The following is a 13,624-nucleotide window of genomic DNA, read 5'->3' as shown; positions in this document are numbered from 1 at the left end:
GTTACCCGCTGACTCAGATACAGAGCCGACGGGACCAGAACTCCTTGCACGAGGCGTAGAACATGCCCGCGGTCTTCTTGCTGAAGTCGCCCTGGTTGAACAGCGACGGCTTGACGTAGGTCTTCTTCATCCTCGTCACGTCCTCTCCGTAAGTAGGGGTGCACTGAGCAATGTGAAAGCCGTTGCGGAAGTGAACGGTGTGATCCGTGTGAACTCCGTGACGGCCGGAGACAGTTGATCGCAGTCCGCACATCTCTGTGCACCCCTGGCCACGGTTTGTGGCCGGATCGGCAGCACACCTGGCGGATTGTGTGGGCTTGACGGAGGGTGAACGAGCGCTTACTCGTTGCAGGTTGTACATATTCGGGGCGCCTATGCCAGACGGGGGGGGCGGGGGGGCCGTGTCGCTGCGCGGGCGCGAGCACCCCCACTCCCCCGTTGCAGGAGTGCCCCTTCAGGGGCGCGGGGAACTGCGCGAGCAACCCCCACCCACCCGCGCGTACGCACTCTCCCTCGGCGGGCCCGCCACCCGGGGTCCGGGGCGGAGCCCAGGTTTCGGGAAGGGGCGGGGTGGGGTGAGGCCCCGCGCAGCGGGCCACTCCGGTGCACAGCAGCGAGCCGGGGCCGGGCGGGGCCGGGCTGTGCGGCTCCGCCGGGGGCCGCCCCCTTGCCCGCCCGTTCCGCCCCCGGGGGGCGGCCCCGCCGCCCAAGGAGGCGGGGGCGCGGGAGGTGCGGGCTCGCCGCCCAAGGGGGCGGGGTGGGGCCAGGGGTTATTCCGTGGGTTCTACGCCGGCGCGGAGGAGGCCGTAGGTGTAGGCGTCCTCCAGCGCCTGCCAGGACGCAGCGATCACGTTCTCCGCGACGCCGACCGTCGACCAGTCCCCGCCGCCCGAGCCGCCGCCGTCCCCGGTGGTGATCAGGACCCGCGTGGTGGACTCCGTGCCGTGCTTGCCCTCCAGGATGCGGACCTTGTAGTCGACCAGTTCCAGCTTGGCGAGCTGGGGGTAGATCCGCTCCAGTCCGACCCGCAGCGCCCGGTCCAGGGCGTTGACGGGTCCGTTGCCCTCCGCCGTGGCGACGATCCGCTCGCCCTTGGCCCACAGCTTCACCGTCGCCTCGTTGGCGTGCGTGCCGTCGGGGCGGTCCTCGACGATGGCCCGCCAGGACTCGACGCGGAAGTAGCGGCGGGCGCGGCCCTCCGCCTCCTCGCGCAGCAGCAGCTCGAAGGAGGCGTCGGCGGCCTCGTACGTGTAGCCCTTGAGCTCGCGCTCCTTGACGCGGGCGACGACCCGCCCGACCAGTTCGCGGTCGTCGCCGAGGTCGACGCCCAGCTCCTTGCCCTTGAGCTCGATGGAGGCGCGGCCCGCCATGTCGGAGACCAGCATCCGGATGCGGTTGCCGACGAGTTCGGGGTCGATGTGCTGGTAGAGGTCGGGGTCGACCTTGATGGCGGAGGCGTGCAGGCCGGCCTTGTGGGCGAAGGCGGAGACGCCGACGTACGGCTGGTGCGTGGAGGGGGTGAGGTTGACGACCTCGGCGATGGCGTGCGAGATGCGGGTCATCTCGCGCAGCGAGCCCTCGGGAAGGACCTTCTTGCCGTACTTGAGCTCCAGGGCGGCCACGACGGGGAAGAGGTTGGCGTTGCCGACGCGCTCGCCGTAGCCGTTGGCGGTGCACTGGACGTGGGTGGCGCCGGCGTCGACGGCGGCCAGGGTGTTGGCGACGGCGCAGCCGGTGTCGTCCTGGGCGTGGATGCCCAGGCGGGCGCCGGTGTCGGCGAGGACGGTGGCGACGACCGCCTGGATCTGGGCGGGGAGCATGCCGCCGTTGGTGTCGCAGAGGATGACGACGTCCGCGCCGGCCTCGGCGGCGGCCCGCACCACGGCCTTGGCGTACTCGGGGTTGGCCCGGTAGCCGTCGAAGAAGTGCTCGCAGTCGACGAAGACCCGGCGGCCCTGCCCGACGAGGTACGAGACGGTGTCGCGGACCATGGCGACGTTCTCGTCGAGGGTGGTGCGCAGGGCGAGTTCGACGTGCCGGTCGTGGGACTTGGCGACCAGGGTGATCACCGGGGCGCCGGACTCCAGGAGTGCCCGTACCTGCGGGTCGTCCGCGGCCTTCGCGCCGGGCCGCCGGGTGGCGCCGAAGGCCACCAGCCGGGCGTTGCGGAAGGTGATCTCCTTGGCCGCCCGCGCGAAGAACTCGGTGTCCCGGGGGTTGGCGCCGGGCCAGCCGCCCTCGATGAAGCCCACTCCGAAGTCGTCCAGATGACGGGCGATGGCCAGCTTGTCCGCGACGGTGAGGTTGATGCCCTCGCGCTGCGCGCCGTCGCGCAGCGTGGTGTCGAAGACGTGGAAGCTGTCGTCGACGGGACTGCTGTCGTCAAGGCTCTCTGCGGTCGTCATGCTGTCTGACTCCTGTCGGGTCCTGGGGCGGGCCCAGGCGGTGAATTCAACACAGTCGGAATGGCTTGCTCCACTTGCCTCCATCTTCGCGTGCGCCTCGCCCTCGGCCGGGTGGGGCCGGAAAACGAAAAAACCCCTCGCGGGTGCGAGAGGTCTGCGCGCGGGTCTGGAGCTGAGTGGCCGCGCCGTACGGAGTGGTGGAGTACGGAACGGTCACTGCTGACCGGCGCGCCTGCGGCCGATAATCATGGCGAACGAGGACACGGGGGCAGTCTGGCACACGACTGCCCCCGTGTCTCACGGCGTCTCAGGATGTGACCCGGGCACTGCCGGGTACTGCTGCTGAGCGCCTGCCCCCACCTCCTGAGCGGCTGCCTTCACCCGGTGCTCCCGGGGTGCCCCTACCGGGTGCCGGTGACGTAGACGTGCTGGGCGTCGTAGGTGTCGCCGGGCAGCAGGTCCGCGGCGGAGCTGGTGAAGACCGCCTTGCCGCCGTGGGCGTCCAGGGCGACGCCGCCGACCGGCTGGTCGGGCGTCGTGCCCGCGGTGTTCACCGCGACCTGGCGGGTGGCGCCGGTGCCCAGGTCGCGCAGCAGCAGCTTGCTCTGCCCGCTCGGGTCGTTCTTGTCGGCCGCCTCGTACAGCAGGAACTTGTTGTCCGCGCTGAGGATGCCGCCGCTGGTGTACCCGGTCGGGTCGGCGGAGTCGATCCGCTGGAGCGCGCCGGTGGCCAGCTCCCGTACGAACACGTTGTGCGTGTCGTTGGTGTCGCCGGGGGTGAGGCCGCCGTCCAGCGAGCGGAAGACGACCTTCTTGCCGTCTGCGGCGATTTCCGGGTACTCGGACTGGATCCACGGCCCGGTGGTGGGCAGCGAGCGGTCCGCGAGGAACAGCTTGCCGGTGGTGACGTCCTTGACGTGGATGTCGCTCCAGTCGCCGGAGCTGCGGAACGGCACCCAGAACTGGTAGCCGACCCGCGACCCGTCGTCGCTGATCGACGGCTTGCCCGCGGTCCTGGTCCGCTCCTGGGTGGACGGCTCGCTGACCCGGACCGACTTGCCGGTGACCCGGTCGTGGCGGTAGACGCGGGTCCACTGGTCCTGCTCGGAGGAGGCCTCGGAGCGGGTCGCGGTGAAGGCCGCGTACCGCCCGTCCGCGCTCAGCCGGATGTCGTACGACTCGTCGTAGCCCGGGGCCACCTTGTCGTTGATCCGCTGGACCTTGCCGGTGGTGAGGTCCTTGACGTAGACGTGCTTGCGTCCGTCGCCGCCGCCGGGGACGAGGTTGGTGGCGGCGCTCGTGAAGGCCACCACCCTGCCGTTCGCGCTGAGGGTGCCGCCCTCGACGGCGGCGTTCGCCTGGGCGCCGGCGGACCCGGTACTCACCCGGCGGGTACTGCCGTTGGCGAGGTCGCGGACGAACACGTCCCCGGTGCCGTTGGTGTCCCCCGCCACCAGGTTGGAGGCGTCCGAGTCGAAGACCACGTACCGCCCGTCCCGGCTGAGGCCGCCGCCGCCGGCGGAGGCGTTGCCCTCCTTGCCGTCCGGGGCGGTGTCGACCCGGTCGGGGCGGGGCGCGGCGGGCGCCGCCTGGGCGGCGGCGGGCAGGGTGAGAGCGGCGGTGGCGGCCACCAGGGCGGCGGCCAGGGTGGTGCGGGTGCTGCGGTGCATGAAGAAATCCCCCCGTTGGTGCGGTAGTTGTCCTACCTGCATACAGAGACGCAGAAGTGCGGCATTCGGTTCGTGGTGCGGGACGTGGGATACCGGGTGCGGGACGCGGGATCCGGGGTGCGGGGTGCGGGACGTGGGTGCGGTCACCGCGCCCGGGTCACATGGACGTGGTTGCCGAACGCGACGAAGCGGCCGTCCGCGCTGAAGGCGGCGCGCGCGACGTCGCCGTTGTGCTGCTCGCCACCCGCGCCGGTGCCCACCCTGCGGGCGGTACGAGCGGTACGAGCGGTACGGGCGTTACGGGATCCAGGAGATCTCCGGAATCTGGGCATGGTGAACTTCCCCGTGGGTGCGTGAGTTGAAGGACGCGGGGCTCAGGAAGCGGTCGCTGGGGCCCCATCGGATACAAACCCGGACGGACCCGGACGGTCAATGGAACCGGGTGCCCACAAGTGAGGTACAACCCCCGCCCCCTTTCCCGGGGCCCTCGGCCGGGTCGGCCCAGGTGGCGGACGAAGGCGTCCATGCCCCCGTTGGTGTCGTCCGGGACCAGTTGCGCGGAGACGCCGCCGAGGGTCGGGGCGCGTCCGGAGAGGTCGAAGGACATCCCCCACCGCCGGTGCGGCAGGCGCTGCCGGTGCGGCGGAGGCGGTGGGCAGGGCAATGGCGGTGAGCGCGGCCACGAGTGCCGCGCCCATCGTGGGGCGGGCGGCGCGAGTTACGGAATGCATCAGCTAACTCCCCCTGAAACAAAGCCAGTTGTTGGGCCAGGAGGGATGGAAGCGCACCTTCGGAACGCAGGTCAACGCGCACAACTGTGTGCAACCGCAGGGACCGTTGACGCGTCCGCGCACGCAGAAACCACCCGTGGCCACGCGGCTGCGCCGGATACCGTCGGCGCCATGCGCGTACTGACATGGAATCTGTGGTGGCGGTTCGGCCCGTGGGACGCCCGCCGCAAGGCGATCCTCGCCGTGCTGCGGGAGCAGCGGCCCGATGTGGTCGCCCTCCAGGAGGTCTGGGCCAGGGAGGAGGAGAACCTGGCGGGCTGGCTCGCCCAGGAACTGGGCCTGGCGCACTGGACCTGGGCGCCGTTCGCCGACCCCGGGAACTGGCAGCGGCGTACCGAGGGAGACACCTCGGACATCGGGGTCGCGGTCCTCAGCCGGTGGCCGATCGGCGAGCAGGCGGTGGTGCGGCTGCCCGCCGGCGGCGGCAGGGACGACGGCCGGGTCGCCCTCTACGCCCGGCTGGACTCCCCCACCGGCCCCGTCCCCCTCTTCACCACCCACCTCAACTCGCCGCCGTACGACTCGGGGGCGCGCTGCGAACAGGTCAGGACCCTGGCGCGGTTCGTCGCCGACAAGGGCTGGGGCGGCGACTTCCCGCCGGTCATCGCCGGGGACCTCAACGCCTGGCCGGACTCGGACGAGGTCCGGCTGCTGGGCGGCTACCGGACGGCGCCGCCGGTACCGCGCCAGTGCTTCATCGACGCCTGGGAGTACGCGGACCCCGCCGCCCCCGCCGCCACCTGGGACTCCTCGAACGGCTACCACACCCCGGGCCCGTCGGTCCGGATCGACTACATCCACCTGGGCAGGCCGGGCCCGCACGGCGAGGGCGCGGTGCGGGCGGTGGCCCGGTTCGGGCACGGCGCGGTGGACGGCGTGTGGCCCTCGGACCACGCGGGCGTACGGGTGGACCTCGCGGAGGGGACGGCACGGTGAAGCGCGAGGAGATCGCCGAACGGGACGCCACGACAAGGGCGTTCGTGACCCTGGCCGACCCGCCGCGGATCTTTGCGCCAGGACCGCTGAGCGGGGTCGCGGTCGGGGTGAAGGACATCGTCCGGGTGGACGGCCTGCCGACCGGCGGCGGGTCCGCGCTCCCGCCCGAGGCCCTGGCGGGCCCGCAGGCGACGGTGGTCACCAGGCTGCTGGCGGCGGGCTCGTACGTCGCGGGCAAGACGGTGACGGCGGAGTTCGCCGTCCTCGCCCCGGGCCCCACCCGCAACCCGCACCACCCGGCGCACACCCCGGGCGGCTCCAGCAGCGGCTCGGCCGCGGCGGTCGCGGCGGGCATGGTGCCGCTCGCGGTGGGCACGCAGACGGTCGGCTCGATGATCCGCCCGGCGGCCTACTGCGGGGTCGTCGGCTTCAAGCCCACCTACGGCCGCATCCCGGTCGACGGCGTGATCCCGAACGCCCCGTCCTTCGACACGCTGGGCCTGTACGCCGCACGGGTGGCCGGTGTCGTCCCGGCCGCGGCGGTGGTCTGCGACGACTGGCGGACACCGGCCGCGCCGCCGGGCCGGCCGGTGCTCGGGGTCCCGGAGGGCCCCTACCTGGCCCAGGCAGGGGCGGTGGCGCTCGCCGCCTTCGAGACCTGGGTGGAAAGGCTGCGGGCGGCCGGTTACGAGGTGCGGCGGGTGCCGGTGATGGCCGACTTCGAGGAGGTCCGCCGACAGCTGCTCACCATGAACCGGTACGAGGTGGTGCGCTCGCACGAGCCGTGGTTCGCGGAGTACGGCCACCTCTACCGGCCGGAGACGATCGCCGTGCTCCGCGAGGGCGCGTCGATCGACGCGGCGGCGTACGCGGCGGCGCGCACCCGGCGCGAGACCTTCCGCGAACGGCTCGCCGCGTCGATGTCGGGTGCCGGGCTGGACCTGTGGATCACCCCGGCGGCCACCGGGCCGGCCCCGGCCGACCTGACCACGACGGGTTCGGCCGTCATGTCCCTGCCGTGGAGCAACGCGGGCCTCCCGTCGCTGTCGCTGCCCGCGGGACGGGCGGCGAACGGGCTGCCGCTGGGCCTGCAGTGCGTGGCGGCGGCCGGCCGGGACGAGGAACTCCTCGCCTGGGCGGCGGAGCTGGAGGCGGCGCTCGCCGTCGGCGGCTGAACCGCGGGCGGGCGCCCCGGAACCTTCCCGGGGCGCCCGCCCTCACGTAACCGGGCCGGCCGGCGGCAGGTCCCTCGGACCACCGCGCGGCCGGCGGCCGGGCCGTCAGCCCAGCTCGTGCATCCAGCCGTGGGTGTCCTCGGCCTTGCCCGTCTGGATCTCCAGCAGCGCCTTGCGCAGTGCCATCGTCACGCGGCCCGGCTCGCCGTCGGCGGTCGTCCACTCGGCGGAGGCGGACTTCACGTGACCGACGGGGGTGATGACCGCCGCCGTGCCGCAGGCGAAGACCTCGGTCAGGGCGCCCGACTCGGCGTCGGCCTTCCACTGGTCGGTGGAGATGCGGCCCTCCTCGGAGGTGTAGCCGAGGTCACCGGCGAGCTTGAGCAGGGTGTCGCGGGTGACGCCCGCCAGGAGGGACCCGGTCAGCTCCGGGGTGATGATCTTGTCCCCGTACACGAAGTACAGGTTCATGCCGCCCATCTCCTCGACCCACTTGTGGTCGAGCGCGTCCAGCCAGACGACCTGGTCGCAGCCCTTCTCGGCGGCCTCGGCCTGGGCGAGCAGGGAGGCGGCGTAGTTGCCGCCGGTCTTGGCGAAGCCCATGCCGCCGGGGACGGCGCGGACGTAGTTCTCCGAGAGCCAGACCGAGACCGGCTTGACGCCGCCCGGGAAGTAGGCGCCGGCCGGGGAGGCGATCACCAGGAAGAGGTACTCGTTGGCGGGGCGGACGCCCAGCCCGACCTCCGTGGCGATCATGAACGGGCGCAGGTAGAGGGACTCCTCGCCGCCGTGCGGCGGCACCCAGGCCTCGTCCTGCTTGACCAGCGCGTCACAGGCCGCGATGAAGGTCTCGACCGGCAGTTCCGGCATCGCGAGCCGCTTGGCGGAGGTCTGGAAGCGCTTGGCGTTGGCCTCGGGGCGGAAGGTTGCCACCGAGCCGTCGGGGCGGCGGTAGGCCTTGAGGCCCTCGAAGATCTCCTGCGCGTAGTGCAGGGTCATGTTCGCCGGGTCGATGGAGAGCGGCGCGTAGGGGACGAGCTGCGCGTCGTGCCAGCCGCGGCCCTCGGTCCACTTGATCGTCACCATGTGATCGGTGAAGTAGCGGCCGAAACCGGGGTTGGCCATGTTCGCCTCGCGCTCCGCGTCGGCCAGCGGGCTGGATGAGGGCTTGAGCTCGATCGTCAGGGGCGTCGTCATGAGTGCGTGTCCTTCACCGGTTGTCTGGGAAGGGCCGCGCCTCACCTTTCGTCACACGGACATGTCCTCTGTCACGTGTAGGACGTCCGAGTTTCCTCTCATACCGCGACCCTGCGTTCGATTATCGCGCGTGCGGGGGCGGGTACGAAATGGCTGTGTTGACGTGGGGTGCGGGGTGCGGCCCAGGGGTCGATGGTCGCACCCGGCGGGCGCACAGGAACAGCCGCCGGGTGTCGGGACCCGGCGGCTGTCGTGGAGGAGAGTCGTCGGGTCAGCCCGCTACGCGTACCGCGAGCGCGTCGCCGATCTCGTCCGTCGTGCGGACCGTGGCGGAGTCCCGCTCGGCGAGGTCGGCGCTGACCGCCTCCTCGATGCGGGCGGCCTCGGCCTCGTGACCGAGGTGACGGAGCAGCAGCGCGACGGACAGGACGGTGGCCGTCGGGTCCGCCTTGCCCTGACCCGCGATGTCGGGCGCGGAGCCGTGCACGGGCTCGAACATCGACGGGAACGCGCCCGTCGGGTTGATGTTGCCCGAGGCGGCCAGGCCGATTCCGCCGGAGACGGCGGCGGCCAGGTCGGTGAGGATGTCGCCGAAGAGGTTGTCGGTGACGATGACGTCGAAGCGCTCCGGCTGGGTGACGAAGAAGATCGTCGCGGCGTCGACGTGCAGGTAGTCCGTGGTGACGGACGGGTACTCGGCGGCGACCTTGTCGAAGGTGTTCTTCCACAGGTGGCCGGCGTACACGAGCACGTTGTTCTTGTGGACAAGCGTCAGCTTCTTGCGGGGGCGGGCCGCCGCACGGGCGAACGCGTCGCGAATCACTCGCTCCACGCCGTACGCCGTGTTGACGGAGACCTCGGTGGCGACCTCGGCGGGGGTGCCGGTGCGCAGGCTGCCGCCGTTGCCGGTGTACGGGCCCTCGGTGCCCTCCCGTACCACGACGAAGTCGATGTCGGGGCGGCCCGCGAGGGGGGTCGAGGTGTTCGGGAACAGCTTCGACGGGCGGAGGTTGATGAAGTGGTCGAAGGCGAAGCGGAGCTTCAGCAGCAGCCCGCGCTCCAGTACGCCCGAGGGCACCGACGGGTCGCCGATCGCGCCGAGCAGGATCGCGTCGTGCTGCTTGAGGGCGTCCAGCTCCGCGTCCGGGAGGGTCTCCCCGGTGCGGTGCCAGCGCTTGGCGCCGAGGTCGTACTCCTTGGTCTCCAGCTTCACGTCCTGCGGAAGGACGGAGTTGAGGACCTTCAGGCCCTGGGCCACGACCTCCTGGCCGATGCCGTCACCGGGGATCACTGCGAGATTGATGCTGCGAGACATGCTGGGACCCTACTCCGCGTCCCAGCACATGACACGTCATGTCCGCCATGTGGACGCGCGGGCGTCTCCGCAATCCCGGAGCACCCACGCGTCCCGGCGGACCCGCGTGACTCAGTGGCCGGTCTCGCCGCCGTTGTCGCGGCGGTCCAGGGCGCGCTGGAGTGCGGCGGCGGCCTGGCGGCGGTCGGCGGGCTCGGTCGTACGGGAGATGTGGCGGACGCGGCGGGGGCGGTTCATCGTCGTCTCGGACACGGAAATCGACTCCTTCAGAGCATGAGGGAAAGCGCCGCGCGCAAGGCGGGAGCGCTGCATCTGTGAGGCGCCGGAAAGTGGCGGGGAGCGGGGCGCCGCAGGGGTTGCCTGCTTCGGGGCACCGGCTCGCGACCGCCGTTCGCTGATGGAGCGAGACGTTCGGCTCCTACAAAGCTAGGACAGGTCCGGGCAGCTGTCTCCACAATTACTCGGACTTCCTACTATCTGAGACGCGATCATGCGGCACCCCTTGTGCGCGCCGGAATCGGCTTCGCCACCTAGGTTGCATTCCTATCTAGGTAGTGGTGAACTTCAGTCATGGCCGCAGACCGCAGATCCAGCTGGCTCAAGGGTGTCCTTGACCTCCTCGTCCTCTCCTGTCTCACGGAGGGCGAGAGCTATGGCTACGAAATCTCCAAGGCGCTGGCCGGCGCGGGGCTCGGGGACATCAAGGGCGGCACGCTCTACCCGGTCCTGAACCGGCTGGAGGAGGCCGGGTACGTCGTCGGGGAGTTCCGGGCCGCCGAGCGCGGGCCGGGCCGCCGCTACTACCGGCTGACGGCGGACGGCCGCCGCGCGCTGGCCGAACAGACCGGCGCCTGGCTGGAGTTCCACGCCTCGGTGCGCACCGCACTGACCGGGACCCCGGCTGCCGCACCGACCCCGTCGGCCGCGCCCGCCCCGTCCGCACCACCCGCCCCGTCCGCACCACCCGCCCCGTCCGCATCGACCGCATGAACCGTTCCGGGGGAACCATGACGACTGCCCACGACACCTACTTCGAGCGGCTGACCACCGCGCTCCGCGCCACGGGCATGGAGCGCGAGGAGGTCTCCGCGACCGTCGCCGACCTCAGGGCGTACGTGGCCGACAGCGGCGACGGGACCGACCCCGCCGCGGAGTTCGGGGACCCGGCGGAGTTCGCGGCCCGGCTGACCGGGCAGCGGCCGGTCGAGGAGCCGGCCGCCGAGGCGGAGACCTGGAAGTGGACCACCGACATCTACAACGACCGCAGGCTGCTGGGCCGGTACGGCGACGAGGGCTGGGAGGTCGAGCGCGTCGACCGGCTCGGCCGGTTCGTCTGCCGCCGCGACGCCTCGGCCGCCCAGCGCTGGGAGTACCGGCGCGAGATGGCGAACAACGCGCGCGAGCGGGCGGCGCGGACCGCCGAACTGGCCCCGGACGCCTGGGAGCCGTGCGGCCACTGGCTGTTCTACATGTACTTCAAGCGGCCGAAGGCGGCCAGCTCCGGCCCCGCCGCCGCCCTGTCCTCGGTGGCCGAGGCGCCCGGGACCACCCGCATGTTCGGCAGCCGGATGCACCGGATGCTCCTGGTGCTGGGGCTGGCGGTGATGGCCGCGGCCGTGGCGTTCAGCCTCGGGTACGGCAGCTTCGTGGCCGAACGCCCCTGGCTGTGGGCGGTCTTCGCGGGCGCGGCCGTCGTGGGCGGCCTGGCCGGCTGGTACGGCAGCAAGCGGGACGTGGCCAACGGCGTCGAGGAGTAGCCGGGGAACGCGACACGCCCCGCAGCCCCGCCCCGTGCTCCCCCGGCCCCGCCCCGTGCTCCCCCTCCGAGCACGCTCAGAGCACGTCCCCGTCCCGCCAGTCGAAGAGCAGTGCCGCCTCCGGGTCGGGCAGGCTCCGGCCCGCCGTGGGCCTGACGTACGTCGTGCCCTCCTCCTCCGGCAGCGGCACCACTCCCACCGGGCCGAGCGCCGCCAGCCCGCCGGGCCACACCTGCCAGCCGCGCGCGGTGTAGAGCGCGGCCCCGGCGTCGGAGGCGGACAGCGCCGCGAGCACGTACGCCCGGTCGGCGATCTCCTCCAGGGCGGCCATGATCCGGCCGCCCAGGCCCTCCCTGCGCCGGTCCGCGCGGACCGCGACGGCCTCGACGTATCCGGTGCGCAGCGAGGTCCCGCGGTGCTGAACCCGTCGCTGGACGAGGCTGCCGTGGGCGAGCAGTTCGCCGTCCTCGGTGATCAGGGCGTGCATGCCGCCGAGTCCGTGCTCCCAGTCCAGGTCGGAGAAGTCGCCGTCGAAGGCTTCGTCGAGGAGGGCGCGGGCCGCGGTGAGTTCGGCGGGGGTGAGGCGGGCGGTGTGCACGGTGCGCAGCACGGCGCGGGTGGCCTGGCGCGCGGCTGCGGTGGGCTGCTCGGTCATGCCCCGCATTGTCGCGGGCCCCGGCCGTGACAGGTACTCAGTATTGCTTTGAGTACCTGTGCCGTGTCGGGCCGCCGGGCGCCGCAGCACAGTGGGGCCATGCCCACGAAGACGTCGTCCGCCCGCCCCGCCGGGGCCGGCCTGTACGCACTCAAGCCCTGGTACGCGGCCCGGCTGTCCGGGGTCCGGGCCGCGCTGGCCCGCCGCGGGGTGTCGCCGGACGCGCTGACCGTCGCCGGTGTGGTGTGCGCGGCCGGTGCGGCGGCGGCGCTGGCCCTGCTGCCCGCCCCGTACGCCGCGCCGCCCGTCGCCGTGCTCCTCGCGGCGCGGCTCGCCTTCGCGAACCTGGACGGGGCGCTGGCCCGCGACACCGGCCGGACGACCCGGCGCGGGGCGCTGTTCAACGAACTGGGCGACCGGGCGGCCGACCTGGTCGTGCTCGCCGGTTTCCTCGCGTGGGCCCCGCTGTGGCTGGTGGCGGTGGCCGCGCTGGCGGCGACGCTGCCGTCCTGGGTGTCCCTGGCGGGGGCCGCGGCGGGCGGCGAACGGCTGAACGGCGGGCCGGTCGGCAAGACGGAGCGGTGCCTGCTGGTGGTGGTCGCTGCGGCGGTGCCGGGCTGGGCCGCGGGGGTGCTGGCCGTGCTGGCGGCCGGTTCCGCGCTGACCGCGCTCGTGCGGTGCGTACGGCTGGCGAAGTCGCTGTGAGCGCCCGGGTGCCGGTGGTCGTGGCCGGGGTGCTGGCGGTGAGCGGTCTGGCGGTGGCGGCGGTTCCGGCGCGGGTCGCGATGCGGGCGGAGCTGCGCAAGCGGTGGCGGACCTGGGCGCTGGCGGCGCCGGTCTACCTGGGGGCGCTGTGGCTGGGGCGGGCGGGTGCGTTCGCGCTGGCGGCGGGGCTCGGGGTGGTCGCGGTGGCGGAGTACGCGCGGATGACGGCACCCGCCGCCGAGGAGGACCGGGCGCGGGTGTCCGCCGGCGGGCGGCAGCGGGCACGGGCGTCCGCTCCCGGGCGACAGCGGGAGCGGGCGGGGGCGCGGGCGGTGAGTGGCCCCGGGGTCCGGGGCGGTGGGTCCGGAGTGTCCCGCCTCTCCCCCGGCGGCGCCCTTGCGGCCGGTGTCCCGTCCGGGGACCTGCTCGTGCTCGCCGGTGCCTCCGTGCTGCTGCCCGCGCTGGCGTGGCTGGCGCCCGGGGTGCTGGATCTGCGGGCCGCGGCGCTGCTGCTGGTGGCGGCGGTACTGCCCGCGCTGCTCGGCGGGGACGCCGAGCGGGGTTTCACCCGGGGCGCGCGCAACGTCTTCGGGCTGCTGTGGATCCCGGTGGCGCTCACCGGGCTCGTCCTGCTGGGCCCCGGCACCGCGATGGCGGTCGGGCTGGCGGTCGCGCTCGGGGACGTCGGCGCCTGGTGCGGCGGTACGGCGCTGGGGCGGCGCGGGCCGCTCGCCCGGCCGCTGTCCGCGCTGTCGCCGAACAAGACCTGGGCGGGCGTGGCCGGCTGTGCGGCGGCGACCGCCGTGGCACTGGTGGCGGCCGGTGCCTTCTCCCCCGTTCTCTGGGGTGCGGTGCTGCTGGGCTGTCTGCTCGGCGACCTCCTCGAATCGATGGTCAAGCGGGAGTCCGGGGTGAAGGACGCGGGCAGCTGGCTGCCCGGGTTCGGCGGGCTGCTCGACCGGATCGACTCCCTTCTGCTCGCCCTGCTCCTCGCGATGGTGGTGACCCTGTGAGTGAT

The 13,624-nt window shown here is 73.0% G+C and carries 13 protein-coding genes and 1 pseudogene; 6 read left to right on the top strand and 8 right to left on the bottom strand.

Going from position 1 to position 13,624, the window contains the following annotated elements; translation table 11 throughout:
• Positions 1-13 precede the first annotated feature (13 nt).
• The 4 genes from ACFYVL_RS15960 to ACFYVL_RS15945 all read right to left on the bottom strand — a co-directional run bounded on the left by ACFYVL_RS15960 (position 14) and on the right by ACFYVL_RS15945 (position 4,407).
• Entirely contained in the window at positions 14-130 is a 117-nt protein-coding gene (locus ACFYVL_RS15960) for a keywimysin-related RiPP (protein ID WP_380837121.1), read from the bottom strand.
• A 640-nt stretch (positions 131-770) separates the two neighbouring features.
• A complete protein-coding gene (cimA, locus tag ACFYVL_RS15955) occupies positions 771-2,405 on the bottom strand; it encodes a citramalate synthase (RefSeq protein ID WP_389244990.1) in 1,635 nt (544 codons plus the stop codon).
• Positions 2,406-2,806: 401 nt separating this feature from the next.
• Positions 2,807-4,075, bottom strand: coding sequence for a TolB family protein (locus ACFYVL_RS15950; RefSeq protein WP_389244987.1), 1,269 nt, complete (start codon positions 4,073-4,075; stop codon positions 2,807-2,809).
• Between the two features lie 143 nt (positions 4,076-4,218).
• Entirely contained in the window at positions 4,219-4,407 is a 189-nt protein-coding gene (locus tag ACFYVL_RS15945; protein ID WP_389244985.1) for a hypothetical protein, read from the bottom strand.
• A 570-nt stretch (positions 4,408-4,977) separates the two neighbouring features.
• On the opposite strand from ACFYVL_RS15945, the gene ACFYVL_RS15940 reads away from it, so the two are divergent.
• Positions 4,978-5,802, top strand: coding sequence for an endonuclease/exonuclease/phosphatase family protein (locus tag ACFYVL_RS15940; protein ID WP_389244983.1), 825 nt, complete (start codon positions 4,978-4,980; stop codon positions 5,800-5,802).
• The gene (locus tag ACFYVL_RS15935) at positions 5,799-6,977 is read left to right on the top strand and encodes an amidase family protein (RefSeq protein ID WP_389244980.1); all 1,179 of its coding nucleotides are present in this window, start codon (positions 5,799-5,801) and stop codon (positions 6,975-6,977) included. Before ACFYVL_RS15940 ends, ACFYVL_RS15935 begins: the two co-directional genes overlap by 4 nt.
• A gap of 105 nt (positions 6,978-7,082) precedes the next feature.
• On the opposite strand, the gene ACFYVL_RS15930 is transcribed toward ACFYVL_RS15935, so the two are convergent.
• The 3 genes from ACFYVL_RS15930 to ACFYVL_RS15920 form a co-directional block, all read right to left on the bottom strand.
• Positions 7,083-8,174: a branched-chain amino acid aminotransferase gene (locus ACFYVL_RS15930; RefSeq protein WP_389244978.1), complete on the bottom strand. Its 1,092-nt coding sequence runs from the start codon at positions 8,172-8,174 to the stop codon at positions 7,083-7,085.
• A 271-nt stretch (positions 8,175-8,445) separates the two neighbouring features.
• A complete protein-coding gene (locus ACFYVL_RS15925; RefSeq protein WP_389244976.1) occupies positions 8,446-9,489 on the bottom strand; it encodes a 3-isopropylmalate dehydrogenase in 1,044 nt (347 codons plus the stop codon).
• A 111-nt stretch (positions 9,490-9,600) separates the two neighbouring features.
• Entirely contained in the window at positions 9,601-9,741 is a 141-nt protein-coding gene (locus tag ACFYVL_RS15920; protein WP_389244974.1) for a hypothetical protein, read from the bottom strand.
• A 318-nt stretch (positions 9,742-10,059) separates the two neighbouring features.
• Here ACFYVL_RS15920 and ACFYVL_RS15915 point away from each other — a divergent pair.
• Together ACFYVL_RS15915 and ACFYVL_RS15910 are read left to right on the top strand one after the other, a co-directional pair.
• Positions 10,060-10,377 (top strand): annotated as a pseudogene (locus tag ACFYVL_RS15915) (PadR family transcriptional regulator); the annotation flags it as partial.
• 119 nt (positions 10,378-10,496) lie between these two features.
• The gene (locus ACFYVL_RS15910) at positions 10,497-11,246 is read left to right on the top strand and encodes a hypothetical protein (protein ID WP_389244972.1); all 750 of its coding nucleotides are present in this window, start codon (positions 10,497-10,499) and stop codon (positions 11,244-11,246) included.
• Between the two features lie 76 nt (positions 11,247-11,322).
• Here the strand turns inward: ACFYVL_RS15910 and ACFYVL_RS15905 are convergent, their stop codons facing one another.
• Positions 11,323-11,901 carry a GNAT family N-acetyltransferase gene (locus ACFYVL_RS15905; RefSeq protein WP_389244971.1) on the bottom strand — a complete coding sequence of 193 codons (579 nt, stop codon included), beginning with the start codon at positions 11,899-11,901 and terminating at the stop codon, positions 11,323-11,325.
• A gap of 99 nt (positions 11,902-12,000) precedes the next feature.
• On the opposite strand from ACFYVL_RS15905, the gene ACFYVL_RS15900 reads away from it, so the two are divergent.
• Together ACFYVL_RS15900 and ACFYVL_RS15895 are read left to right on the top strand one after the other, a co-directional pair.
• Positions 12,001-12,606 carry a CDP-alcohol phosphatidyltransferase family protein gene (locus ACFYVL_RS15900; RefSeq protein WP_389244969.1) on the top strand — a complete coding sequence of 202 codons (606 nt, stop codon included), beginning with the start codon at positions 12,001-12,003 and terminating at the stop codon, positions 12,604-12,606.
• On the top strand, positions 12,603-13,619 hold the full coding sequence (locus ACFYVL_RS15895) for a phosphatidate cytidylyltransferase (protein WP_389244967.1): 1,017 nt from the start codon (positions 12,603-12,605) through the stop codon (positions 13,617-13,619). The genes ACFYVL_RS15900 and ACFYVL_RS15895 overlap by 4 nt, the downstream gene beginning before the upstream one ends.
• Positions 13,620-13,624: the final 5 nt, after the last annotated feature.

The sequence above is a fragment of the Streptomyces sp. NPDC004111 genome, assembly GCF_042874215.1.
Taxonomy (GTDB): domain Bacteria; phylum Actinomycetota; class Actinomycetes; order Streptomycetales; family Streptomycetaceae; genus Streptomyces.
This window is presented reverse-complemented; position numbering and strand designations above follow the sequence as displayed.